This is a genomic window from Virgibacillus kekensis (assembly GCF_042654125.1).
GTDB lineage: Bacteria > Bacillota > Bacilli > Bacillales > Amphibacillaceae > Lentibacillus > Lentibacillus kekensis.
Window position 1 is genome coordinate 95,333 of sequence record NZ_JBHSFU010000015.1, and the last position, 21,649, is coordinate 116,981.

The 21,649-nt window shown below is 40.7% G+C and carries 26 protein-coding genes and 2 pseudogenes; 23 read left to right on the forward strand and 5 right to left on the reverse strand.

The window, feature by feature from the left end:
• Positions 1-4 precede the first annotated feature (4 nt).
• From ACFO3D_RS18140 to ACFO3D_RS18150, 3 genes are read left to right on the forward strand one after another with little or no spacing between them, the layout of a single operon-like run.
• Positions 5-1,084, forward strand: a complete 1,080-nt coding sequence (locus ACFO3D_RS18140; RefSeq protein WP_390299533.1) for a GerAB/ArcD/ProY family transporter — start codon at positions 5-7, stop codon at positions 1,082-1,084.
• A gap of 5 nt (positions 1,085-1,089) precedes the next feature.
• Positions 1,090-2,235: a Ger(x)C family spore germination protein gene (locus ACFO3D_RS18145; RefSeq protein WP_390299536.1), complete on the forward strand. Its 1,146-nt coding sequence runs from the start codon at positions 1,090-1,092 to the stop codon at positions 2,233-2,235.
• Positions 2,232-2,459: a hypothetical protein gene (locus ACFO3D_RS18150; RefSeq protein WP_390299539.1), complete on the forward strand. Its 228-nt coding sequence runs from the start codon at positions 2,232-2,234 to the stop codon at positions 2,457-2,459. The genes ACFO3D_RS18145 and ACFO3D_RS18150 overlap by 4 nt, the downstream gene beginning before the upstream one ends.
• 160 nt (positions 2,460-2,619) lie before the next feature.
• On the opposite strand, the gene ACFO3D_RS18155 is transcribed toward ACFO3D_RS18150, so the two are convergent.
• The gene (locus tag ACFO3D_RS18155; protein WP_390299542.1) at positions 2,620-2,802 is read right to left on the reverse strand and encodes a helix-turn-helix domain-containing protein; all 183 of its coding nucleotides are present in this window, start codon (positions 2,800-2,802) and stop codon (positions 2,620-2,622) included.
• 304 nt (positions 2,803-3,106) lie between these two features.
• Here ACFO3D_RS18155 and ACFO3D_RS18160 point away from each other — a divergent pair, with 304 nt between their 5' ends.
• The 5 genes and pseudogenes from ACFO3D_RS18160 (at position 3,107) to ACFO3D_RS18180 (ending at position 6,970) form a co-directional block, all read left to right on the forward strand.
• Complete coding sequence (locus tag ACFO3D_RS18160) at positions 3,107-4,567, forward strand: SulP family inorganic anion transporter (RefSeq protein WP_390299545.1); 1,461 nt, start codon at positions 3,107-3,109, stop codon at positions 4,565-4,567.
• 78 nt (positions 4,568-4,645) lie between these two features.
• Positions 4,646-4,788, forward strand: a pseudogene (locus ACFO3D_RS18165) (VOC family protein); the annotation flags it as partial.
• Positions 4,789-5,032: 244 nt separating this feature from the next.
• Positions 5,033-5,938, forward strand: coding sequence for an alpha/beta fold hydrolase (locus tag ACFO3D_RS18170; RefSeq protein ID WP_390299548.1), 906 nt, complete (start codon positions 5,033-5,035; stop codon positions 5,936-5,938).
• Between the two features lie 147 nt (positions 5,939-6,085).
• Positions 6,086-6,703, forward strand: a complete 618-nt coding sequence (locus ACFO3D_RS18175; RefSeq protein WP_390299551.1) for a hypothetical protein — start codon at positions 6,086-6,088, stop codon at positions 6,701-6,703.
• Positions 6,704-6,721: 18 nt separating this feature from the next.
• Entirely contained in the window at positions 6,722-6,970 is a 249-nt protein-coding gene (locus ACFO3D_RS18180) for a hypothetical protein (protein ID WP_390299554.1), read from the forward strand.
• A 24-nt stretch (positions 6,971-6,994) separates the two neighbouring features.
• Here ACFO3D_RS18180 and ACFO3D_RS18185 read toward each other — a convergent pair whose 3' ends face one another.
• Positions 6,995-7,165 carry a hypothetical protein gene (locus ACFO3D_RS18185; protein WP_390299961.1) on the reverse strand — a complete coding sequence of 57 codons (171 nt, stop codon included), beginning with the start codon at positions 7,163-7,165 and terminating at the stop codon, positions 6,995-6,997.
• A 164-nt stretch (positions 7,166-7,329) separates the two neighbouring features.
• Here ACFO3D_RS18185 and ACFO3D_RS18190 point away from each other — a divergent pair, with 164 nt between their 5' ends.
• From ACFO3D_RS18190 to ACFO3D_RS18230, 9 genes are all read left to right on the forward strand, one after another.
• Positions 7,330-7,749 (forward strand): universal stress protein, encoded by a 420-nt coding sequence (locus ACFO3D_RS18190; RefSeq protein WP_390299557.1) that lies wholly within the window; start codon positions 7,330-7,332, stop codon positions 7,747-7,749.
• Positions 7,750-7,825: 76 nt separating this feature from the next.
• Positions 7,826-8,998, forward strand: a complete 1,173-nt coding sequence (locus tag ACFO3D_RS18195; RefSeq protein ID WP_390299560.1) for a DHH family phosphoesterase — start codon at positions 7,826-7,828, stop codon at positions 8,996-8,998.
• 220 nt (positions 8,999-9,218) lie between these two features.
• Positions 9,219-9,428, forward strand: a complete 210-nt coding sequence (locus ACFO3D_RS18200) for a hypothetical protein (RefSeq protein ID WP_390299563.1) — start codon at positions 9,219-9,221, stop codon at positions 9,426-9,428.
• Between the two features lie 152 nt (positions 9,429-9,580).
• A complete protein-coding gene (locus tag ACFO3D_RS18205; RefSeq protein WP_390299566.1) occupies positions 9,581-9,718 on the forward strand; it encodes a hypothetical protein in 138 nt (45 codons plus the stop codon).
• Between the two features lie 20 nt (positions 9,719-9,738).
• The gene (locus ACFO3D_RS18210; protein ID WP_390299569.1) at positions 9,739-10,176 is read left to right on the forward strand and encodes an RDD family protein; all 438 of its coding nucleotides are present in this window, start codon (positions 9,739-9,741) and stop codon (positions 10,174-10,176) included.
• Entirely contained in the window at positions 10,173-10,799 is a 627-nt protein-coding gene (locus ACFO3D_RS18215; RefSeq protein WP_390299572.1) for a hypothetical protein, read from the forward strand. Before ACFO3D_RS18210 ends, ACFO3D_RS18215 begins: the two co-directional genes overlap by 4 nt.
• Positions 10,786-11,079 carry a TIGR04104 family putative zinc finger protein gene (locus ACFO3D_RS18220; protein WP_390299575.1) on the forward strand — a complete coding sequence of 98 codons (294 nt, stop codon included), beginning with the start codon at positions 10,786-10,788 and terminating at the stop codon, positions 11,077-11,079. Before ACFO3D_RS18215 ends, ACFO3D_RS18220 begins: the two co-directional genes overlap by 14 nt.
• A gap of 65 nt (positions 11,080-11,144) precedes the next feature.
• The gene (locus ACFO3D_RS18225) at positions 11,145-12,041 is read left to right on the forward strand and encodes a TIGR01777 family oxidoreductase (RefSeq protein ID WP_390299578.1); all 897 of its coding nucleotides are present in this window, start codon (positions 11,145-11,147) and stop codon (positions 12,039-12,041) included.
• A gap of 292 nt (positions 12,042-12,333) precedes the next feature.
• A complete protein-coding gene (locus ACFO3D_RS18230) occupies positions 12,334-13,224 on the forward strand; it encodes an SDR family oxidoreductase (protein WP_390299581.1) in 891 nt (296 codons plus the stop codon).
• Positions 13,225-13,238: 14 nt separating this feature from the next.
• Here the strand turns inward: ACFO3D_RS18230 and ACFO3D_RS18235 are convergent.
• Positions 13,239-13,383, reverse strand: a pseudogene (locus ACFO3D_RS18235) (ABC transporter ATP-binding protein); the annotation flags it as partial.
• Between the two features lie 511 nt (positions 13,384-13,894).
• Between ACFO3D_RS18235 and ACFO3D_RS18240 the strand changes: the two are divergent.
• The gene (locus ACFO3D_RS18240; RefSeq protein WP_390299584.1) at positions 13,895-14,485 is read left to right on the forward strand and encodes an NADPH-dependent FMN reductase; all 591 of its coding nucleotides are present in this window, start codon (positions 13,895-13,897) and stop codon (positions 14,483-14,485) included.
• 138 nt (positions 14,486-14,623) lie between these two features.
• Positions 14,624-15,622, forward strand: a complete 999-nt coding sequence (locus ACFO3D_RS18245) for a DUF3231 family protein (protein ID WP_390299587.1) — start codon at positions 14,624-14,626, stop codon at positions 15,620-15,622.
• A gap of 2 nt (positions 15,623-15,624) precedes the next feature.
• On the opposite strand, the gene ACFO3D_RS18250 is transcribed toward ACFO3D_RS18245, so the two are convergent.
• Both ACFO3D_RS18250 and ACFO3D_RS18255 read right to left on the reverse strand, forming a co-directional pair.
• The gene (locus tag ACFO3D_RS18250) at positions 15,625-16,377 is read right to left on the reverse strand and encodes a cytochrome c oxidase assembly protein (RefSeq protein ID WP_390299590.1); all 753 of its coding nucleotides are present in this window, start codon (positions 16,375-16,377) and stop codon (positions 15,625-15,627) included.
• The gene (locus tag ACFO3D_RS18255) at positions 16,370-16,852 is read right to left on the reverse strand and encodes a DUF2243 domain-containing protein (protein ID WP_390299593.1); all 483 of its coding nucleotides are present in this window, start codon (positions 16,850-16,852) and stop codon (positions 16,370-16,372) included. The genes ACFO3D_RS18250 and ACFO3D_RS18255 overlap by 8 nt, the downstream gene beginning before the upstream one ends.
• Positions 16,853-17,149: 297 nt before the next feature.
• Between ACFO3D_RS18255 and ACFO3D_RS18260 the strand changes: the two genes are divergently transcribed.
• The 4 genes from ACFO3D_RS18260 to ACFO3D_RS18275 all read left to right on the forward strand — a co-directional run bounded on the left by ACFO3D_RS18260 (position 17,150) and on the right by ACFO3D_RS18275 (position 21,312).
• A complete protein-coding gene (locus ACFO3D_RS18260; RefSeq protein ID WP_390299596.1) occupies positions 17,150-18,349 on the forward strand; it encodes an HD-GYP domain-containing protein in 1,200 nt (399 codons plus the stop codon).
• A 133-nt stretch (positions 18,350-18,482) separates the two neighbouring features.
• Complete coding sequence (locus ACFO3D_RS18265) at positions 18,483-19,664, forward strand: peptidase (protein WP_390299599.1); 1,182 nt, start codon at positions 18,483-18,485, stop codon at positions 19,662-19,664.
• Positions 19,665-19,688: 24 nt separating this feature from the next.
• Positions 19,689-19,991: a DUF3892 domain-containing protein gene (locus tag ACFO3D_RS18270; protein ID WP_390299602.1), complete on the forward strand. Its 303-nt coding sequence runs from the start codon at positions 19,689-19,691 to the stop codon at positions 19,989-19,991.
• A 148-nt stretch (positions 19,992-20,139) separates the two neighbouring features.
• Positions 20,140-21,312, forward strand: a complete 1,173-nt coding sequence (locus tag ACFO3D_RS18275; RefSeq protein ID WP_390299605.1) for a hydroxymethylglutaryl-CoA synthase — start codon at positions 20,140-20,142, stop codon at positions 21,310-21,312.
• Positions 21,313-21,649: the final 337 nt, after the last annotated feature.

The following is a 21,649-nucleotide window of genomic DNA, read 5'->3' on the forward strand; positions in this document are numbered from 1 at the left end:
TGAGATGATTGAGAAGGGTCGTATCAGTGCAATGCAAGCTGCTATACTGCTGTATCCAACAATTATGGCTACAGCGGTTTTGCTGGTTCCCTCCATCACAGGGAAAATAGCACGTCAGGATATGTGGCTCTCACCAATATGGGGCTCAGTATTCGGTATTATTGCAGTAATTTTAGCTGCTAAACTCAATAATCGTTTTCCAAAACAGACAATCATTCAATACAGTAGTGAGTTGGTTGGAAAAGTTACTGGCAAGCTGATAGGGTTCCTGTATTTATTTTTCCTGATTCACTCACTGGGCATAATTCTGCGTGAATATGGAGAATTCATCAAGGGATTCTTTCTTCTGCAGACACCTATCGCGGTGATAATAGGGAGCATGGTGCTTGTAAGCGCTCTTGCCGTCCGGGGCGGGATTGAAGTAATGGCGAGAAGCGCGCAAGTGTTTGTTCCAATTGTGTTTGTTTTATTTATTCTCATCGTTATTTTGTTAATGCCTGAGATGGATCCAGGCAATCTTTTCCCAATATTGGAAAATGGACCGATGCGTTCCCTAGAAGGCGCTATTGTTCCTGCCAGCTGGTTTCAACAATTCTTTCTTTTATCGTTTATGTTGCCCTTTATGAATGATAGGGAAAAAGGTGCCAAATGGGGAATGGTGAGTGTTATCGCCGTGATGTTTACCCTGGTAATTTCGAACTTGGTTGCAATGTTTTTGTTTGGTAACATTACGTCTCATTTCACATATCCAGTTATGGAAGCTGCCAGATATATCAGTCTTGCAGAATTTATACAGCACATGGAATCAGTTGTCATGGCTATTTGGGTTGGTGGGACATTTGTGAAAATATCAGTTTTTTATTATGTTTTCGTCATCAGTCTTTCGCATTGGCTCCATTTAAGTGACTATCGTCCAACGGTTCTTCCGTCTGGTGTTATATTGACCGTTCTAGGGATTTGGGTTGTCGATAACCTACCCCACCTAAATGAGTTCCTAAGTACTGTTTATCCCTTTTATGGAACATTATTCTATGGAATTATTCCGGTAATCCTGTTGGTGGTTGCTATGATGAGGAGGAGTTGAGCACCGTGTACCTAACTAGATGCATGTATGTGTTTGCGGTTTTCCTTGTGCTTATTATTCTTTCTGGATGCTGGGACCGTATGGAAGTTAACGATCTGGGAATAGTGGTCGGTGTTGGACTTGAGGAAACGGAAGATAACCAGGTAGAGTTTTCGGCCCAAATAGTAAACCCTCAAGGTATGAGCGGTGGACAGCCCTCCACTGTAAAAACGGCAAAGGGAAAGACTGCTTTCGATGCTGTATCTAAATTGCAGCAAAAGTTTTCCCGACGCCTGTTTATCGGGCACAATCGAGTTTACATTATAGGCGAGAAGATGGCCAAACAGGGAATTAGGAATCACATCGAGCTTTTTACTCGGCATCCCAATCCGCGGCTGCGAGCATATGTGTTTGTCACTAAGGGTAATCCGGCAGATTTACTTCGGATTACCCCTGTTCTGGAAAGAGGATCCGCTGAATTTATGCGGGAATTGGCAAACTTCAAAATTGGAGTGCAGGTGACATTGAAAGATTTACTCCAAATGACTGCTTCTCCCTCTAGAGGAGCTATACTGCCGGTGATTGAACCGGGTAAGGACACTGAATCACCAGGAGTTCGCCTAAATGGATCAGCCATATTTAAGGATGGCAAGATAGTCGGCTATGTCAACACTAAATTAACCCGGGGGATACTCTATGTGCTAAACAAGGTAGACAAAGCAGTAATAACAATACAGCCAGAGGGCGAAGAAGGGTTTATCACCTTTGATATTATCCGAACAAGCACTGAGCTTATCCCCGAGATAAAAAATGATAACTGGAAAATGACAATAAAAATAAATTCGGTAGATGATGCTGTTGAAAACGATACAACGCTTAATCTGATGAATCCTAAAATAGTAAGAAAGTTGGAAAGTCAGTTAGAAAAAGCACTTGCAAAAAGAGTACGTCTTGCGGTGAAAAAAGTTCAGGAAGAGATGCAGGTGGATGTTCTCGGCTTTGACAAGATATTTCACCGGAAATATCCTAATGATTGGGCAAAAGTGAAAAACAGATGGGAAGGAAAGTTTCCAGATGTAGAGGTGAAGGTTCAGGCGACGGTCCGTATCCAGCGACCGGGAAGGACAACCTATCCACCAACAGTGCCTGAGAATGAGGTGACTGGAAAGTGAGTCTTTTGAAAGTCATTTTTATTCTTTCCGCAGCCGTGCTGATCTTTCTTTTTGAATGGTCGAACATAGATAAAGACCAAAAAAGGGAAAGACGCGCGTTTATCATTCTTTTAATTGGCGGCGTAACAACTGGGATTGTGCTGGTCTATTTTCCCGATCTGCCCAGTCCAACTTTTTTAGTAGAACTGTTTTTTAAACCCTTATCGAATATACTGGCAGGATAATCTAAAAAAACTCAGGGTTGCATATTAGTTTGCTTCCTGAGTTTTTCTTCGTTGAGCTCTTATCGCTCTATGTCTTAAGCACGGTCTCTGTGTGACAAGGTCCACCCTTTGAGCCTTTACTTAACTGTAGGGGATCAATCACGCGCTTGCGTTTTTCCTATTATATCCGTTCCCCATTCTTCAGCCGTTCGATTAGTTCATCAAGATCTTCCCGCTTAACTCGCCAATGGCGGCCAATTTTGAAACCGGGAATTTTATTTTCTTGTACTAGTTTATATGTTGTCATCTCGCTAAGTTGCAGATATTCTGCCACCTGGGCGATTGTCATGATTTCTCTTGTCATCGTAGTGCCTCCAAACCGATAGCTGACTCTATCATATCATAATTTCTTCATTTTCATGAAAAACCCTCAGCTAAACATACTCAGTTATACTCAATTATAAAAGAATATACTAATTTTGTTATTTATGAAGTTGTATAAAAAATGAAAGAAAAATGAAGGATTCAAGAGGTATATTCAAATGTTCACGTTTACATGCCGTTTTGCCCCTTCTGCAAAATATGGTATGATTCGTTTTGTTGAAAACGGAAATTGATTCAGCGGGGAGCTGGATTCTTAAAATCTATAAATTAATAGAGGTGCTTCATTGAATATACAAGCATTGAAACAAGAATGGTTTGGAAACGTTAAAGGAGATGTACTGGCGGGTATGGTTGTGGCACTCGCTCTGATTCCAGAAGCGATTGCATTTTCTATCATCGCTGGTGTTGACCCGATGGTTGGGCTATATGCATCATTCTGTATTGCGGTAGTAATTTCATTCGTTGGCGGACGCCCAGGTATGATTTCAGCAGCGACTGGTGCAATGGCACTATTGATGGTTGACCTGATTGCCGACTATGGATTGCAGTATTTGCTCGCAGCTACAATTCTAACAGGAATTATTCAAATATTAATCGGTGTATTTAAACTGGCTAAGGCGATGAAATTTGTGCCACGGTCGGTAATGGTCGGATTTGTAAATGCATTGGCGATTATGATTTTCACGGCTCAATTGCCGCATTTCATTGGAGAAACATGGGTTATGTACGGACTAGTTGCGTTGACTCTTGCTATTATTTATATTTTACCACGATTTACAAAGGCAGTACCTTCAACACTTGCTGCAATCACAGTAGTAACATCACTCGTAATCTTTGGTGGTATAAACGTTGGTACGGTAGGTGATATGGGCGCGCTCAGTCAGCAGTTGCCGGTATTCCTGTTTCCTTCAATTCCACTGACATGGGAAACATTCATGATTATTTTGCCTTATTCGTTGTCACTAGCCGTTGTTGGCTTGCTTGAGTCACTGCTCACTGCCAACATTGTCGATGATATGACGGATACGGAAAGCGATAAGAATAAAGAAAGTAAAGGTCAGGGCATGGCTAACATCGTAGCTGGATTTTTCGGCGGTATGGCTGGTTGTGCGATGATCGGACAGTCTGTAATCAATGTTAAATCTGGTGGTTCACGGAGACTTTCCACTTTTGTTGCAGGGGTATTCTTGATGTTCTTGATCATCGTTCTTGGGGGTTTGGTTGTCCAGATTCCAATGGCAGCACTTGTTGGTGTGATGTTTATGGTATCATTCAGTACGTTTGATTGGTCGTCAATTAAGAGTTTGAACAAGCTGCCTAAATCAGATGCAGCTGTAATGGTAACAACCGTAACTATCGTAATTCTAACGCACAACCTGTCTATTGGGGTTCTTGCTGGAGTATTACTGAGCGCAATCTTCTTCGCATCAAAAATTTCCAAGGTGAAAGTGACCGAGGAACTCGACATGCGAATGCAGCGTAAGATTTACCGGGTTGAAGGACAATTGTTCTTTGCATCGGTAAGTGAATTTCCGGCTAAGTTTACGTTTGCCGACACGGTAAAAGAAGTAGAGATAGATCTTTCGCAGGCCCACCTGTGGGATGATTCTGCAGTGAGTGCTCTGGATAAGATAGAAGCGAAATTTGAGGAGAATGATATCGAAGTCCATTATTCAGGACTGAACGATGAAAGTAAGCTATTGAAAAACCGGATCGGCGGGCTTTCAAAAGTTTCCGGACATTAAAAGAACGGCTTGGCATTAATGTAATAAAGACAATAGAACTTTAATTAAGAAGACCAAATCGCATATGATTTGGTCTTTTTGTTTGGGTTTGCAGATATTGACGCAGAGTACAAACGATTAAAGGGGTGAAGATTACTATGGAATCGACAAAAATGGGCAATGTCACAATAGCTGTCTTTGACGATACAAGCGGCAACCTTATTCAGATAATACAGGAGTAAAATCTAAGTAATAGAACCTGTAAAGAGTGAAACAAGGCGAGTATAATACTTTATCTCCTTGTTTCTTTTTTTATGAAACAATAATGTATTTGGAATATTATGTTAGTATTGAATTATTGAGATATTGAACTAAAGTGTGACTGGATACTCTAAGAAGGCCTATAAGGGGCTAAAATGGAAATTTGCTTAGTTGAGGATTTACCGATATTACATACGAAAAAGTAAAAGTAGGGGGGAAAACAAAATGAAAACAACTTCGAATAAGAGATTTTTAAACATACGTGGGAAAGATATGTATGTGGAAATTCACGGAGACGAGGATGCTTATCCGCTGTTGTACCTTCATGGTGGTCCGGGTGAGAGTTGTTATGAATTTTGCTATCATCAGGCTAAAAGGCTCCAGGAAAGTTTCAGGCTTATTGCTATTGATCAGCGAGGAGTATGCCGGTCAGAGATGATTAAGAATGATGAGCGTTTTTCATTGGATGACATCTTGTTAGATTGTGAAGAGCTGAGGAAGGAATTAGGGATTGAAAGTTGGGCATTGCTGGGACACTCATTTGGTGGTTACATTGCTTTGAAATATGCAACGATGTTTTCTGATTCAGTAAGCCGTCTTATTTTTGAAAGCCCAACTTTTGACTTTGGGCTTTCCGGCAGAAGTCTGTTAAGGAAAACAGCACAAATTTCCCATGACGAGAATATGAAGGAATTGGCGGAAAAGTGTCTTGAGTTGGCTCAATCTGATAAATCGGCCAAAGAGCTCATGCTCAAATTTATTGAAATTCGTTCTGAACTAGGTGAAAAAGGCAAGGAGATTCATATACATAACCCTAACCACGAGACTGATTACTCCTTTTATACAGATCAAGAATGGGAGCGGTTTTATAAAAGAACCACCATTCATAATAACCGATTGCTGGAAGGAGGAGAGATGTTTGAGTCACTCCTGTCCAAACTGAAAGTTATAGAACAACCCTCAATTTTAATTAGGGGCAAGTATGACCCGGTAACATGTGAAGAGCAGATGAAAAAGTTTCAAAAAGATGTTCCAGATGGTGAAGTGGTTACGCTCAGAAATAGCGGGCATTTTCCGCATTTCGAAGAACCGGATGAGTTTACTAAATCGGTTGTTGAATTTTTGAAGTGAATATGACATGAAAAACAAGATCAAAGTATACCGGTTAATAAAAATTCCTTTTTTATTACATTAACGGGTGTTTTCCTTGAATAGGGTTATAACTTAGCCTTAAAAATAAGGAGGGGTAATATCAAGAAACAGGTTTTAATCGGAGTAGTGGCATTACTTATTCTCCTTTTAACAATAAACTTATTTACTGAAGAGCGAAAGGCACGTAAGGATCCTGAATTGGTTAAAGATGAAGAAACTGAATCAATAAACGAAGAAACTAACATGGAGCCTGAATCAAAATACCAAAAGATTCATATTGAAATTGACTCAGAGGTTTATCAAGACTTTTTCAATGATGTTCCAAGAGACGCCTCATCTAATTCTAAATCAAAAACAATAACGCTAATTGAAAGAGCGGCAATGTCAGTAAATCCTAAAGGAGAAACACAAATCCCTGATCCCGAGAAACTTAACTCGTTTTTTGATGGGGGTAATGATGAGCTAATGGTATTACATCAGAAAAACAACACGGATAATACTGGAAAGCTTATACGTGTTTTAGCGGAAAAACCTTTTGTTTTAAAACAGGCAAGAGATTTAGTCGAGAATGAACGAATTAAAAACGATTTAAATTATCTTGCAAAAGAACTGTTTAAGCTAGAATTCTATCGGATTAGTGAGATGAAAGAATTTATTACAGCATATGAAAAGTATGTAAGCATTCAAAAGAAGATATTGAAAATATACTATGCTATTGAATCAGTTACGAAAATTAAGTCATAAGTGGCGAGGGGTGGAAGAATGAGTACAAAAAAACTTCATTTTTTGATTGCTTCGATATCTTATCCTATAACAATGTTACATTTTTTCTTCGGTGATTATACGAGTGAAAAGCTTCTATCTGGCATTACATTTATTTCAATTGCAACTGCCATCTATGTTGGTTTTGTTTACTTGTTTTTTAAAAGTGACATAGGTAAGAAAATAGTATTATTGGGATTATTTCTCATTGGAGTAACTTCAATATTCTTAGCCTTCAAACCAGCATAACAAGGTTTTTATTTTACAATTGTATCAAAAATTACTTCCTCCTCCATGACCAGGTCCATCCAACTTGTTGGAAATTTCCTTTAGTAACCTGTTGCGTTCCTTATTTGTGGTGATTAACGTGATGGCGAACCAGATTATGAAGGCAATAATTGCAAGGTAAAAGACCATAACTAATAGTGATATCATAGCATCCACTGGGTGACACCTCCCTTAATGGCAACTTTATTCAAATCTAACATATGTAACCCTGTAAATGGGCAAAGTTTCATAGTTTACGATACTCTTTTCGTGATATACTTTTAATGTTTAGAAAATTGAGCAACCCCAGTAACAGATAACTTAATAGGGGGCGTTACATAATGTATAAAAAAATTCTGCTTGCTTCAGATGGTTCCGAACATGCTAAACGGGCTGCTGAGAATGCGGTCAATTTAGCAAAATTATCTTCTGGTGCTCAGCTGGAGATTGTATTTGTTGTCGATCCCTCCAAGGCGAAGAGCGATGTATTGAACAACTGGAATACGGTGGATATTAACGATGAACGTTACAGCAGGTTCCGAGAGGTAAAAGAACTGGCCAAACAGGCCGAGGTTTCCTATGAAGTAAAGATTTTGCACGGCGAGCCTGGACCAACAATTGTCCACCATGCAAATAATAACGATTTTGATGTAGTCGTAATTGGTAGCAGGGGATTGAATGTTTTGCAGGAGTTTGTGCTGGGAAGTGTCAGCCATAAGGTCGCCAAACGAGCCAAATGCCCGGTTTTAATTGTGAAATAGTGGGACAAGGAGCCTGTCCCCCTGTCCCTGTTTAATTTTTACGAGAACATGCATACTACATGGGGAGGTGAAGTAAATGTACAAATTATTATCCCATAATGATCTGGATGGTGTCGGCTGTGGCATCCTTGCAAAGCTGGCTTTCGGAAAGGATGTTAAAGTACGGTATAACTCTGTTTCAGGGTTGGACCGTGAAGTTGAGTGGTCATTAGAAAATGATGATCTTGAAACCTTTTTGTTTGTTACGGACCTGTCCATAAACGAAGAAAATGAGAAGCGGCTGGAGGAAAGGTATCAGACAAACGGCAAGGTTCAGCTGATTGATCACCATAAAACATCCCTTACATATAACGATTATGCGTGGGGACATGTTGTTGTGGAGGATGAAGAAGGGAAGCTGACTTCTGCGACCTCGCTGTTATACGAATATCTTGTAGGGCACGAGCTCCTGGAAGAATCCCAAGCGGTCAGCGAATTTGTTGAGCTTGTCCGCCAGTATGATACGTGGGAATGGGAAAAGAATGACAACCAGCAGGCGCAACGGCTTAATGCACTTTTTTATCTGATATCCATTGATGAATTTGAAGAGAAGATGATAGAGCGGCTGAAACAGAGCGATCGCTTTTATTTTGATGAATTTGAAAAGAAAATCCTTAATATGGAAGATAACAAAATGGAGCGATACATCCGGCGAAAGCGTCGCCAGCTTGTTCAGACCAAGGTGGGTGACCATTATGCCGGGGTTGTTTTTGCGGAATCGTATCATTCGGAGCTAGGAAACCAGCTTGGAAAGGAATATCCGCACCTCGATTATATCGCGATTATGAATATCGGTGGCAGGCGTCTCGGTTTCCGGACAATACATGATGATGTTGATGTGTCTGAAGTTGCTTCCCGGTTCGGTGGGGGTGGTCATGCAAAAGCGGCAGGAGCGGCGATGAATGAAGAGGCATACAAGCTGTTTGTTGCCGATAGTTTCCCGCAGGAACCACTGCGCGAGGATGCTCACAGGAACCGGTTTAACCTCAAAGAATCTTCATTCGGTTCATTGTATAAGACACGGCAGGAAGAGCTGTTCCTTTTATATCCGGAAAACGATGGTAACTGGGCAATCGAACAGAACGAGACCCTACTGGATATGACATTTAAGAGCTTTGAAGAGGGCGAAAAGTACCTGAAACGGAATTTCGAAGCGTGGCTGGTAAGGGACGATACCTTTGTCCAGTACTTGATGGAAAAAATTAAATAATGTGTTGGAGAACGACCGGGTGATTAGGCCGGTCGTTCTTTTACGTTTAGGCGTGGTCGTGAAGGTGATTCGCTGATAAGTTACTTGATCTAGCCCCCGCCAGATTCTAGGTAAAAAAACCTCTTCCAATTTTTAGAAACATGCATATTAATCTGAATATTTGTGTTATGATAGGTATATCTCACTAATTAACAGATAATGGAACAGAGGAGGGGGAGTATTGGATAAAAGGACGCTTTTGTTTTATATCTTCTTTTTGGCTATTTTTCTTATATTATTTCAGGGTTACCGGTTATTCTTTAACGCGGTTGTACCGTGGAACAGTTTTACTGATGTATTATCCGTTGCAGTTATAATTATTGTTCTGATCCCGTTGTCACTCATTTTTGGTAAAAAAGTCACAGATGTCTTCTTACTTGAAGAACAATGAGAGGAGGTTTTATAGAATGGGGATAGTAAGCTCGAAAAGTCTGCAACAAAATTTATTAAATACGCTGCAGCGATTGGAATTATTATATTTGTCAGTCTGATGATTATCGGGATAATAGGAGTCTTTACCGGCTAACATTCGGAGGTGAAATTATGATTTGGGTGATTATCATCATAATAGCGTACCTGCCAATTTTTTACCGGTTACATAACACACTGCGGCACCTGGGAGATGAGAACAGGGGGCTTAAAGCAGAATTGGAAACATTGAAAAACAACTTGAATAACTAATAAGCAGACGAGGTGTATACATGAATGTAAGTAATCCAGCGGGTTTTGGCGTTAGGTTTTTTGCACTTATTCTAGATGGAATTCTTGTTTCGTTGGTAACAGGATTAATTTCTTTAGCTATTTACAATGAATTTTTTATGGAAAGTTATTCACCACTTGATTGGCTTGTTTTAATTTATCATATAATACTTCCGGTTCTCTGGTATGGATATACGATTGGGAAACGATTATTGGGCATCCGTATTGTAAAAGTGAACGGCGAAAATGTCGGTATTGGTAATATGCTGATGCGGCATCTAGTGGCGGGGCTGGTTTATGCCTTGACCTTGGGTATTGGGGTCATTGTAAGTGTTTTTATGGTCGCCATCAGGGAAGACAAACGCGCAATTCATGACTTTGTGGCTGGTACATATGTGACGTATGACTCACCGGACAAATTAGAGGAGGGGGTTGTTTGAGGAAAGTACTGCTGATTTTGTTTTCAATCGTCTTCTTAGCAATAGGATCGGGATGCACGGGCCAGCAAGGAGGGGCAACAACGATATCTGCAAACCCTGATTCCAACTATGTTAAGACATTTAAAGATTTAGAGCTGGGAATCCTGTACGACTTTAAATTCAACTTAGAAAACGCTAAAGAAAAGTGGGTTAACGTTTGGGTTGAACGATATACGGATGGAAAAAAGGATTCCAATCCGTTAGTCGATTTGTCGTATGGAATGAGCCCAAGAGATAGTTTAACAGGTCACTTGGGTTTTGGGATTATAAACCCTAATTCTGATAGTACAATGGTCTTTTTATATGCACCGGGAGTTAAGAGTCATCCCATCCTGCTGGCACAACCCTTTCCCAAAAACCACCCCCGAACATGGGGATATAGTATAGGGGATGAAGAAGTGGAGCTAGAGCCGGAAAAGACCAAGGTGCTTGGTGTTTATCGTCAGTCGTCATCGAAAAACTCAATCCGCGGATATAATATGAAAGACCCAGAAGCGATAAAGCAAATGATCAAAAATGACAAGGTGGTACTTTTATTAAAAATTAAGGTAGAAGACAGGAGAAAGTCTGATGAAACTACCTGACTGCTGGTCGTGTGGTTATAACTTTAAGTGGCGAGAAGTAATATTCTTCATAAGTGGGAGGAAGAAATGCCCGAATTGCTTCAATAAGCAATACACCACAACGAAGAGCGTCCGGAAAATGAGTTTGTGGGGGCTACCCTTCTCACCACTTCCATGGATTCTAACAAGTTTTCTGTCCTGGGTATGGACGTGGGGTATTTTGCTGATTGTCTTTGTGATTTATTTGGCACTGATGCCGTTTCAAGCAGAATTCACCCATGAGCAGGAACCACTATTTTAGGTTTGGGAAAATTGAATACTGTATTGTGTGTTTCCAGGATATTTGGATCGAGGGGGAATTACGTTTTGAAAAAGATTGTCTTAGCAGGGGGAACAGGGTTCATTGGTGAATATTTTCAAAAGAAGTTTAACGAGCTTGGTTATGAAGTGAAAATTATTTCTAGGAAGCCAAGGTACATATCATGGGATAACAAAAAGGAAATAATTGAAGCATTGGAAAATGCAGAGATGCTGGTTAATCTTGCTGGAAAATCAGTGAATTGCCGCTACAACGAGGCTAACAAACGTGAAATCATGAATTCGAGAATCAGAACTACCAACATCCTGGGGGAAGCTATACATGCGTGCCAAAAACCGCCTGAAGTATGGATGAACTCCAGCACAGCGACCATTTACCGGCATGCTGAAGATCGGCCGATGACCGAAGAAGATGGTGAGATAGGATCAGGATTTTCGGTTGATGTAGCGACAAACTGGGAACAGGCATTTTTTTCTTATGAATTACCTAAAACCCGGAAAGTAGCGCTTCGCACGGCTATTGTACTGGGACCAGGTGGCGGGGTTATGACGCCGTACAAGAACCTCACCAAGTTTGGTCTTGGTGGAGTTCAGGGACCTGGAAATCAAAAATTCAGCTGGATTCATATAGAGGACATGTTTCGAATTGTGCTTTTTTTGAATAAAAGAAAAGACCTTGAAGGAGTATTTAACTGCTCTGCACCAAATCCAGTCGATAATCGGGAGCTGATGGAGTTGATGCGGAAGCAAATGAATGTTCCGATTGGTCTGTCTTCTCCCAAATGGTTGCTTGAGCTTGGGGCTATCTTTATTAAAACTGAGACGGAGCTAGTGCTAAAAAGTAGATGGGTTACTCCTGAACGGTTGGAGCGGGAGGGTTTTGAATTTAGGTATGATACATTGGATAAGACTTTGCAGGATATCTTAAAGATTGATAAAAAATAATAGATTAGTAGTGTCTGGGGGAGCTTCATTGTTAAAAATAATTCGTATTGTTTTAGGTGTACTCATTATAATAATAGCCACATATGGGAGGTACACAAATAATTCCGAAGTTTTTCCCGTGATGATGTTGTTACTAGGAAGTCTTATGATAATTATGGGGACAGAGGAGTTTGAGAAAAACCGAAATTCAATTTTGGGTTATATGTTAGTAGGAGTTTCATTATTATGTTTTTTCATTTCTATTCAGGAATTATTGTTGTATCTATAGGTACAAAAGAAGAGGAGGCGTAATATGAAACCATTGCAAGGAAAGGTTGCACTTGTCGCAGGAGCCACACGTGGAGCAGGGCGGGGCATTGCAGTCAGTTTGGGAGAGGCAGGAGCAACGGTCTATTGTACCGGTAGAAGCACAAGAGGGAATCCTTCCCCAATGAACCGGCCGGAAACAATTGAAGAAACTGCAGAAATGGTTACAGCCCGGGGTGGGGAAGGAATCCCTGTCCGAACTGACCATAAGATTGAGGACGAGGTCAAGGCTTTGTTTGAGCGGGTAAAAGAAGAACAGAACGGTCAGTTGGATATTTTAGTTAACGATATCTGGGGATCCGAATCGTTAATCGAGTTTGGAACACCTTTCTGGGAAATGGTTATTCAGAAAGCAATAAAGGTTCACGAAACGGCGGTACATACACACATGATAACAAGCAGATACGGTGTGCCATTGATGATTGAGCAAGGGAAAGGTTTAATCCTCGAGATTACGGATGGTGTCACATATAAGTACCGGGGAGCCTTGCCGTACAGTATGGCGAAAATCGGTACCATTCATTTGGCTGAGGCCATGGCCGGTGATTTGGTAAATAAGGGTTATCCCGATATCACAGCAATTGGTCTTACACCAGGTTTTCTCCGGTCTGAGGAGATGCTAGAAAAGTTCGGGGTTACGGAGGAAAACTGGCAGGAGGGAGCTAAAGTTGACCTGGACTTTCTAATGTCTGAAACCCCCTATTATGTTGGCCGGGCAGCAGCTTCCCTGGCGGCAGACCAGAATGTCCACCGGTTGAATGGTAAAACCATGTCATCATGGGCCCTAATGCACGAATATAACTTTACGGACATTAACGGGACTCAGCCGGACTGGGGCAAACATTTCAAGGAGAAATATGGTGAAGAAGCTCGCTGAATTAAAAAATCTTCTTCTCCGCCTGTTAAATTGGGCCATAGGTTAACATCACCTGGTACGTATGCTATTCGCTTGTGAATCTCGACCGTACCAAACCAAGCATCCTTTCCGAAAAATTGTTGCCTCTCCATTTGTTGCTTTTATAATCCCTAAAAGAACAGGATATGGATAATTTCTTGACCAATTACATTTGATCATCAATTAAGTTGCCGTGATGTGTAGTCACGGCAATTTGGTTTTCTTCGAGGTCGGCCATATCCTCAGCAAAAATACCAAGAAGCAATGCACCTTTCGAGAAAAGGTAATATTATACTGTCCCCGATGCAACACCGGCATCGTGGGCAATTTCCTCTATGAATGCCTTCTGCAACCCCTTTGCCTTGAACAGTTTCTTCGCTGATTGGAGTTTGTTTTTCTAGTTTATTTGTTTGTTTTTCCTCCGCAATCCGGAAATCATTTGTCACCTCAAAATATGAATATATTCATTTTTTTCACCCTTGTGTGTATCGTGGGACAAAGAGCCTGTCCCCTTGTCCCAGGAATTTTGATAATTAGCAAAAAACTTAATACTTTACATAACATGATTACTTTTATATAATAACTTACGTAAAGTAACTACAAGGTTTTAGCAGTACTCAAAATCTTTTACAGAAGGTAAGGCGGTGGCAACATGGGATTTTTAGATAAATTATTTGGTAAAACACCAGAGGAGGAAAATACAATGAATGAAAAACTTAACATCGGAATTATTTTAGGAAGTACAAGAGAAGGACGCGTCAGCCCACAGGTTGGGGAATGGGTAAAATCTATAGCTGACCAGCGTGAAGATGCAAATTATGAAATCGTTGATATAGCAAACTACGACCTTCCATTTATGGGTACTGCAGAAACAGCAGGAATTGCAGCATGGAATGAAAAGCTTGCTGAACTTGACGGATTCGTGTTTGTTGTACAGGAATACAATCACAGTATCAGTGCTCCGCTTAAAAATGCGCTTGATTCCGCTCGTGAAGCGTGGAACAACAAAGCTGCTGGTATTGTAAGTTACGGTTCAACAGGCGGTGCCCGTGCAGCTGAACATTTGCGCGGAATACTTGGAGAATTAATGGTTGCAGATGTTCGTACACACCCAACTTTGTCCCTGTTCACTGATTTCGAGAACATGGCACAATTCAAACCACTGGAAATTCACCTTGAAAATGTCAACATGATGCTTGATCAGGTAAATACCTGGAGCAAAGCTTTAAAAACAATTCGCTAAATAGTAAATAGCACAGTCTGAGGGAGATCACCATTTAGGTGGATCCCTCTATTTTTTTGACTCTCTTCATCCATTGAATAGTTTTCCTTAAATAGTATAAATTAAGAAAATAAAATGTCAGAAAGGTGCCTATATACTATGACAAACAAACCTCAATTAACATCGGCTGAGATGGGGAAGTTATGGGCCACATACCTTGGTAATACGATGTCCCAATGCGTACTGGGTTATTATTTGAACAACGTGGAAGATAAGGAAACAACCGATATTTTACAGTTTGCCTTAAATTTAAGTGATTCAATTGTTAGGGACATTAAAGACATATTTGAACGAGAAAATTTCGCTGTGCCGGTTGGATTTACGAAAGATGATGTTAATATGGATGCTCCAAGATTATTTGAGGATGCTTTCTACCTCCACTATTTAAAATACGCCGGAAAAGCAGGGATAAGCCTTTATTCACTGGCAATTTTCATGGTATCAAGAGAGGATATAAGAGAATTTGTAACGGAAACGTTATCCTCAACAGTTAAATTGATGAATAAGATAAATGCGACTTTACTTAATAAAGGACGGCTGATGGACCCACCCCCAATCCCAATACCTAAGAAAGTTGATTTTATAAAAAAACAAAACTACTTGAATGGTTACCTGGGAAATGAGCGGTCATTGCACGGACTGGAAATCGGTCATTTGTATGAGTGTTTGCAGAATGATATAACTAGTAAAGCATTAATTATTGGTTTCGCGCAGGTGGCACAGGACACGGATGTAAGAAACTTTTTTAAACGTGGGAAGAAAATTAATCAGCGGCATATCGACCTGTGTTCACAAAAACTGGATCAGGCGAGTCTGCCGTCACCGTCGTTAATTGACCATTATGTTACCACTTCTACGGAAGCTCCTTTTTCCGACAAGTTAATGTTGGCACATAAAATTGATATGTTTTCCATGAAGATACGGTCCTATGCAAATGGCGCGTCCCTGAACGGTAGAAGAGATGTTGGGTTGGTGTATGGCAGAATGCTGGCGGACGTTGGTCTGTATGTGGAAGATGGCGCCAACATTATGATTGATCATGGCTGGATGGAACAGCCACCCAAGGCTGTAAACCGAAACCATTTAACATCAGAATAAATTCACACAGTAGTGCTAGGGCGTGGCTGTGTATTACGGTACCAGTGGTAACACAAGATGATAATGATTGCTGCATCAATAAAATCACCGCCATAATACATGAGTATAGCTCCGTCTTCTGCCTGAGGAACCGTAACATCGGCCGGGGGATGGGCATATATAAATTTAGCCAGGATGCCATGCCCGGCAAGCGCAATGATAAAAACAATTGAACGATAGAAATAACTATAGCGATGGGGATTTGGATCAATATAAATGAAAGATGCGGTGAACAGGTATCCGGCAATGAAGACATGCATCATAATAAGAACATGAACAACCATGTTTTCATGCATAAGGCTGTATAAGTTTGTTGTATACAGTAGCCAGAGTCCACCTACGTTTAAAATAGTCGTGACAATCGGGTTCGTATAGACGCCAAACAGCCGACTTCTCAACAGACGGGAGAGTCGACGTGCTTTTGGTACCGGTAATGCACGTAACAACAGGGTCGTCGGCGCAGCAAGAACAATCAGTAGGGGAGCGAGCATACCAAGCAGTAAGTGGGTGAGCATGTGCATTTCAAAGTCCATCATAGCTAAATTCGCTAAGGGACCAATTACGGAAATAAGTGCACATGTTATACCAAGTATTAAAAGAACAACACGGTAAACCGGCCATGGTCTGTGCTTGCGATTCGCTGTAATGACAGCAAATATGTAGCCAAATAGTAATAGCAAGAAAGGAATCGCCAGAAGTAGTTGGAACTCATCCATGGGTACCAGCCTTCCTATTTCTCTTCGTACGTACCAGCAGGAAAACTCCGATAAGGGTAATTATCAACCCTGTGATATTCCATACCAGGTCATAAATATAGAGACTTTCTACATATCGAATCTGATGAATCCGCATTAATTTATGTTGAATAATTCCATCGTAGACTTGGAAACCACCAACTCCAGTTAGAATTCCACCCCACCATCTAGTCTTGTATAAAGCCTGCCGCCTCCGTAAGTCAGCATACATAAATAACCCACCAACCGTCGCAAACCAGCTGAATGCATGAAAGAAACCATCGGAAACTAAGCCGATTTCCGTGGTTGATTTATCGTAAAAATGATGCCAATGCAACAACTGATGAAAAACAGCTTCGTCAAAAAACGCCATAAGCCCAATTCCCACCAGGATACCTGACCATACATTTCTTGCCGAATAAACAGATTGCGTGCGATTAGTTATACTCTCAGCCACCGTTTGCGCCTCCCGTAAAAATGTAAGTAATGGCTAGTTTTTCCAAAGTTAACGATAAAAACACTCCTTTTACCCATACCTCGGAAAAAATTAAGAAAAACGACAAGATTTTACAAAAATTTATGGTACTATTGTAAGGGTGAAGCATTTTAGTCATTTCATCTGGTAATATTTACATGGTTCTACATTTAACTTATACTTTGATTAGACAAACAATATAGAAAAAAACTAGGTAGGGATTATACATACAAACGTTATAATTGCCGATATGAATAATAGAACTGAGAGGGAAATATTATGCAAAATACACTTAGAAAATCTACCCTACTAAATGAAGAAAAACGGACTACGATATGGTTTTTGTGGCTGTTTTATGTCATATATTTCCTGTATGATATAACCTATTATTATATTATACCTCTTACGCCATGGGATTTAGAGGCCGTGGGAACAAAATTTGGTATAGGGTCGGTATTATACATAATTATTCTTGGGCTTTTGCCTTTGGCGTATTTTTTATTAAAGACGGATAATCCTTGGCCAATTAAGTATTTGTTCTTTCTAATCTTTACTCTTTCTAATATTGTGACCGAAATTTTATTTTATAGTGGAAATAGTCTCCCTTATACAAGTGGTAACATAGTAGAAATAGTTATAGTTTTGTTTTCTCCCATATTTGTTAATAAAAAGTTCTTTTATCTAGTGTCACTAGGCACAATTTTTAAATTTGTTTTTGTAGGCTTGGCTATTCAAGATCCAATAGTTATTATCCCTTTGCTTTTGGTAGTAATTCTTTCGATGATTGCCTATATTCTTCTGCATCGCTTTCTTGGATTTGTATCAGCAATAGAAAGTTCTTATGGTAGACAGTTGGAAGGGATTGTAAAAGGTATTATTGCTACCCTGGAACTCAAGGATCCGTACACCCGTGGGCATAGTGAGCGTGTAGCCGAATACGCGCTTAGTCTGGCAGAAACCACGAATGAGTTTAAAGATAGCGACTTAAAGTTTTTTTACTATTCTTGTCTACTTCACGATATTGGAAAAATAAATATACCAGACTCTATTTTGTCTAAACCAGGAAGATTAACTAAAGAGGAATTTGATGTGATTAAGACCCATCCTGTTGTAGGTGCAAAAGCTGTACAACAAGTGGAAGGGATTTCCGATAATATAGACGTAATTAGACACCACCATGAACGGTGGGATGGGAAGGGCTATCCTGATGGATTAAAAGATAAAGAGACTTCGTACTTGGCTAGAATTACCGCAATTGCCGATGCATTTGATGCAATGACATCTTCAAGATCTTACCGTGCGGCTCTCCCTTTGAACAAAGCGTATCAACAGATAATTGATGGTAAGGGTACCCAGTTTGACCCAGAGCTTGTAGAACTGTTTGATAAAGTATATCCCACTTGGGTGAAATACCATAAAAACTATCATGCTTCAGATGGTAGTGGGGATGAAGCAGCTTCTACTACTCAAAGGGGGTGAAAACATAATGAAAATCCGTAAGCTTAGCAAAATAAAAGTTCCATGCTGGTGGTGCACATTTTGGGGCGGTTGGTAAAATTAGATGGATGCTAATAATCTAGCATCCTATTTCTCTATTATGGGGGGTGTCAGGATGAAGATTTCACTAGATTCTCAATTGATTTTAAATCCCCTGACAATTCGCCAGGATAAAAAAAATTACATTGTTGAGGATAGCCAAACAGGTGATTTTTTTGAGATGCCTAAAATTTGTATCGATGCGATTGAGATGATTGAAAGTAATATTAGCCTCAGGGAAATTGAGCTGACTCTTGCCCAAGAATACCCGAACGAGAAGGTAGACTTAGTTGATTTCTCTGAACAGTTGCTTGAATTGGGGCTTATCAGGGAAATTGATGGGGAAAAGATTCATACAGCGAAAAAGAATGAACAGCCACGCGGCTTTACATGGTTGGCTCCCTCAATTGCAAAGTTATTTTTCAATAAGGTTACAATCAGAAATCTTTTTCCTTCCATCATTCTTATCAATATTCTACTGATTATAATGAATCCTGAACTTATGCCGTCTTACGCTGATATTTTTATTTTCGATGCAATGACGTTTAACATTCTTACATATACAGGAATTTCGTTGGTCCTGATTCTGATTCATGAGTTTGGGCACATACTGGCAATTCGTGCACATGGTTTGCCAGCACAACTGTCGGTAGGGCACCGGCTATTTCTTGTCGTATTTGAAACGGACCTGTCTCCGGCTTGGAAACTGGAACCAAAACAGCGCAATGTATTGTACCTTGGGGGTATTTTTTTTGATCAGACGGTGGTCTTTTTGGCGCTTATTGGATGTATTATTTTGCCGAGTGGGATAGTTGGAGGACTCCTGGCGTTAATTGTTCTCGATATTTTTATCAAATCGATTTACCAATGCTGCTTTTATATGAAGACAGATCTCTATTATCTCTGTGAGAATATGACCGGTTGCTACAATTTGATGGAAAATGGCAAGCAGTATCTCAGCAGGTGGCTACCGTTCGTGAAAGCTGATTCCACAACGCAGACCTTTCAGGATGAGGGAAAATTTGTGCGAATGTACGGGGTTTTTTATCTAGTCGGTGTTCTGTTGACACTCAGTTTGTTCGTTTTTTACTTTATTCCGCAATTGGTTCATATGTATGCATACACCTTGCCTGAACTCATGCAGCCTGTCGGGAATCCATATTTTTGGGATGCGCTGATCTTTGTGGGGCAGACACTTATCATGATTGGACTTCTGGCTTACTCGTGGCATAAATCAAGAACCTCCCGAACATACTAAGCCTATGTTAAGGAGGTTTTTTTAGTGGAAAATAAAGATTTTGAGAAAATATATGCGGAATACCAGAGCCAGGCTCAGCCTGAGGGGCAGCAGGAGACCCAGACGGGACAGGAACAAATTGTAGCAGTACGGAAAAATGATGAAGGTGACATTATTGCATTCAAGACAGAAAGTGGCCGGGAACTGGATTATCTAACAGCATTGGATGAGGCCAAGGCCGGAAAACTTGCCCATGTGGATGTGTTCCATAAATACGGGAGGGATATTATTCGCAGTGAACCAGATGGCATTGAAGAGAACAACCTGGATAACCTGGATACCTTCTAAAAAGTGTGGTCAATTCCCATCATATCAGCAAGCGCTTACAAAGTCGCAGGGATTTAAATCCTGCAAAATTTGTAGTAAGATGTTACTTATGTGGAAATTACATAGTACTTTGTAACGTTTAATACAGGTAAGCAAAGGAGAACTTGTCGTGAAAATTGGAATTGATAAAATAGGTTTTTATACACCACACTTATACGTTGATATGAATAGATTGGCCGAGCGGAGAGGCGTTGATCCTGCTAAATTTACGATCGGGATTGGACAGGAGAAAATGGCTGTACCGCCAATTACGCAAGATTCAGTAACGCTTGCTGCGAATGCGGCGCTTGAAATACTGGATGAAGCGGACAAGGAACAGATTGACTTCGTTATTTTCGGAACCGAGTCTGGCATTGACAGTTCCAAATCAGCAGCGGTTTATGTTCACGAACTCCTTGGGCTGAATCCGTATGCGCGCGCAATTGAAGTGAAACAGGCTTGCTACGGCGCAACTGCCGGAATTCAGATGGCAAAAGGGCATATTGCGCTTAATCCGGAGAGCAAGGTTCTGGTTCTTGGTTCGGATATTGCACGGTACGGACTTGACACACCGGGTGAAGCGACACAGGGGGCAGGTGCTGTGGCGATGGTGATCAGTGCCAACCCGCGTGTGCTCGAGCTTGAAGAGCAGAGTGTTTATTTTACCGCCGACATCATGGACTTCTGGCGACCAGTTTACAGTGATGAGGCATTTGTTGATGGGAAACTGTCCAATGAACAGTACATCTCCTTCTTTTCAAAAGTATGGGACCAGTATAAGGCAAAGACAGGCCTTGACCTGGATGATTTTGAAGCAATCTGTTACCATCTGCCATATACGAAAATGGGAATGAAGGCGTTGCGGACAGTGATTGAGGAGGCTCCCGAGGATGTCCAGGAACGCCTCAAGGCTAATTACAAAATCAGTACCGGTTATAACCGCAATGTCGGAAACATTTATACAGGAGCACTATACCTTAGCTTTCTCTCATTGATTGAAAAAAATGAAGAACTTGCAGCCGGAGCTCGGATTGGCATGTTCAGCTATGGTTCTGGAGCGGTCGGTGAGTTCTTTACCGGAATCCTAAGGGAAGGTTACCGTGAGCACTTGCATGTCAATAACCATTCGAAGCTGTTTGCTTCCCGTAAAGAAGTTTCGGTTGATGAGTATGAAAAAATTTTCAGTGAGACATTACCGGTCCAGGGAGAAACCGTTAAATTTAACATCGATTCCGACCCGGCGGCGATCTGTCTTTCTGGTATGGAAGAGAATAAGCGGCTGTATGTTAATAAAACAAAATAAGCTTATTTTAAAAGGACTGTTCCAAAGAGGAGCAGTTCTTTTTTTGAATTGATATTCAATATGACAATACTAGGGATTCTGAAACCATTTATTAAAGGGCAAAATTATTAAAGATTTTTTAACGGTGCTGTTATCTTTTTTGCGCTTAAGTAAGGATGTGCTTATGGCAATGCTTTGGCTGGCGTTTGTAATTACCCCACCAGCTTGGCAATCCGCGTTTAAGGCTCTATGATAGGGGATCCCAGGCGATGAGGGGTGTTTGGAGAGGAATGCCGCCTCCTTTCGCCTCTTATAAGGTATCGGGTTACCAGTTCCAGGAAAAACCAAACGAATTCAC

Bases quoted from the DNA above. Each gene is read 5' to 3' on its own strand.
- ACFO3D_RS18140 (WP_390299533.1), top strand. From the start codon at position 5: ATGATTGAGAAGGGTCGTATCAGTGCAATGCAAGCTGCTATACTGCTG.
- ACFO3D_RS18155 (WP_390299542.1), bottom strand. From the start codon at position 2,802: ATGACAAGAGAAATCATGACAATCGCCCAGGTGGCAGAATATCTGCAA.
- ACFO3D_RS18170 (WP_390299548.1), top strand. From the start codon at position 5,033: ATGAAAACAACTTCGAATAAGAGATTTTTAAACATACGTGGGAAAGAT.
- ACFO3D_RS18180 (WP_390299554.1), top strand. From the start codon at position 6,722: ATGAGTACAAAAAAACTTCATTTTTTGATTGCTTCGATATCTTATCCT.
- ACFO3D_RS18190 (WP_390299557.1), top strand. From the start codon at position 7,330: ATGTATAAAAAAATTCTGCTTGCTTCAGATGGTTCCGAACATGCTAAA.
- ACFO3D_RS18195 (WP_390299560.1), top strand. From the start codon at position 7,826: ATGTACAAATTATTATCCCATAATGATCTGGATGGTGTCGGCTGTGGC.
- ACFO3D_RS18205 (WP_390299566.1), top strand. From the start codon at position 9,581: ATGATTTGGGTGATTATCATCATAATAGCGTACCTGCCAATTTTTTAC.
- ACFO3D_RS18210 (WP_390299569.1), top strand. From the start codon at position 9,739: ATGAATGTAAGTAATCCAGCGGGTTTTGGCGTTAGGTTTTTTGCACTT.
- ACFO3D_RS18220 (WP_390299575.1), top strand. From the start codon at position 10,786: ATGAAACTACCTGACTGCTGGTCGTGTGGTTATAACTTTAAGTGGCGA.
- ACFO3D_RS18230 (WP_390299581.1), top strand. From the start codon at position 12,334: ATGAAACCATTGCAAGGAAAGGTTGCACTTGTCGCAGGAGCCACACGT.
- ACFO3D_RS18240 (WP_390299584.1), top strand. From the start codon at position 13,895: ATGGGATTTTTAGATAAATTATTTGGTAAAACACCAGAGGAGGAAAAT.
- ACFO3D_RS18245 (WP_390299587.1), top strand. From the start codon at position 14,624: ATGACAAACAAACCTCAATTAACATCGGCTGAGATGGGGAAGTTATGG.
- ACFO3D_RS18250 (WP_390299590.1), bottom strand. From the start codon at position 16,377: ATGGATGAGTTCCAACTACTTCTGGCGATTCCTTTCTTGCTATTACTA.
- ACFO3D_RS18260 (WP_390299596.1), top strand. From the start codon at position 17,150: ATGCAAAATACACTTAGAAAATCTACCCTACTAAATGAAGAAAAACGG.
- ACFO3D_RS18265 (WP_390299599.1), top strand. From the start codon at position 18,483: ATGAAGATTTCACTAGATTCTCAATTGATTTTAAATCCCCTGACAATT.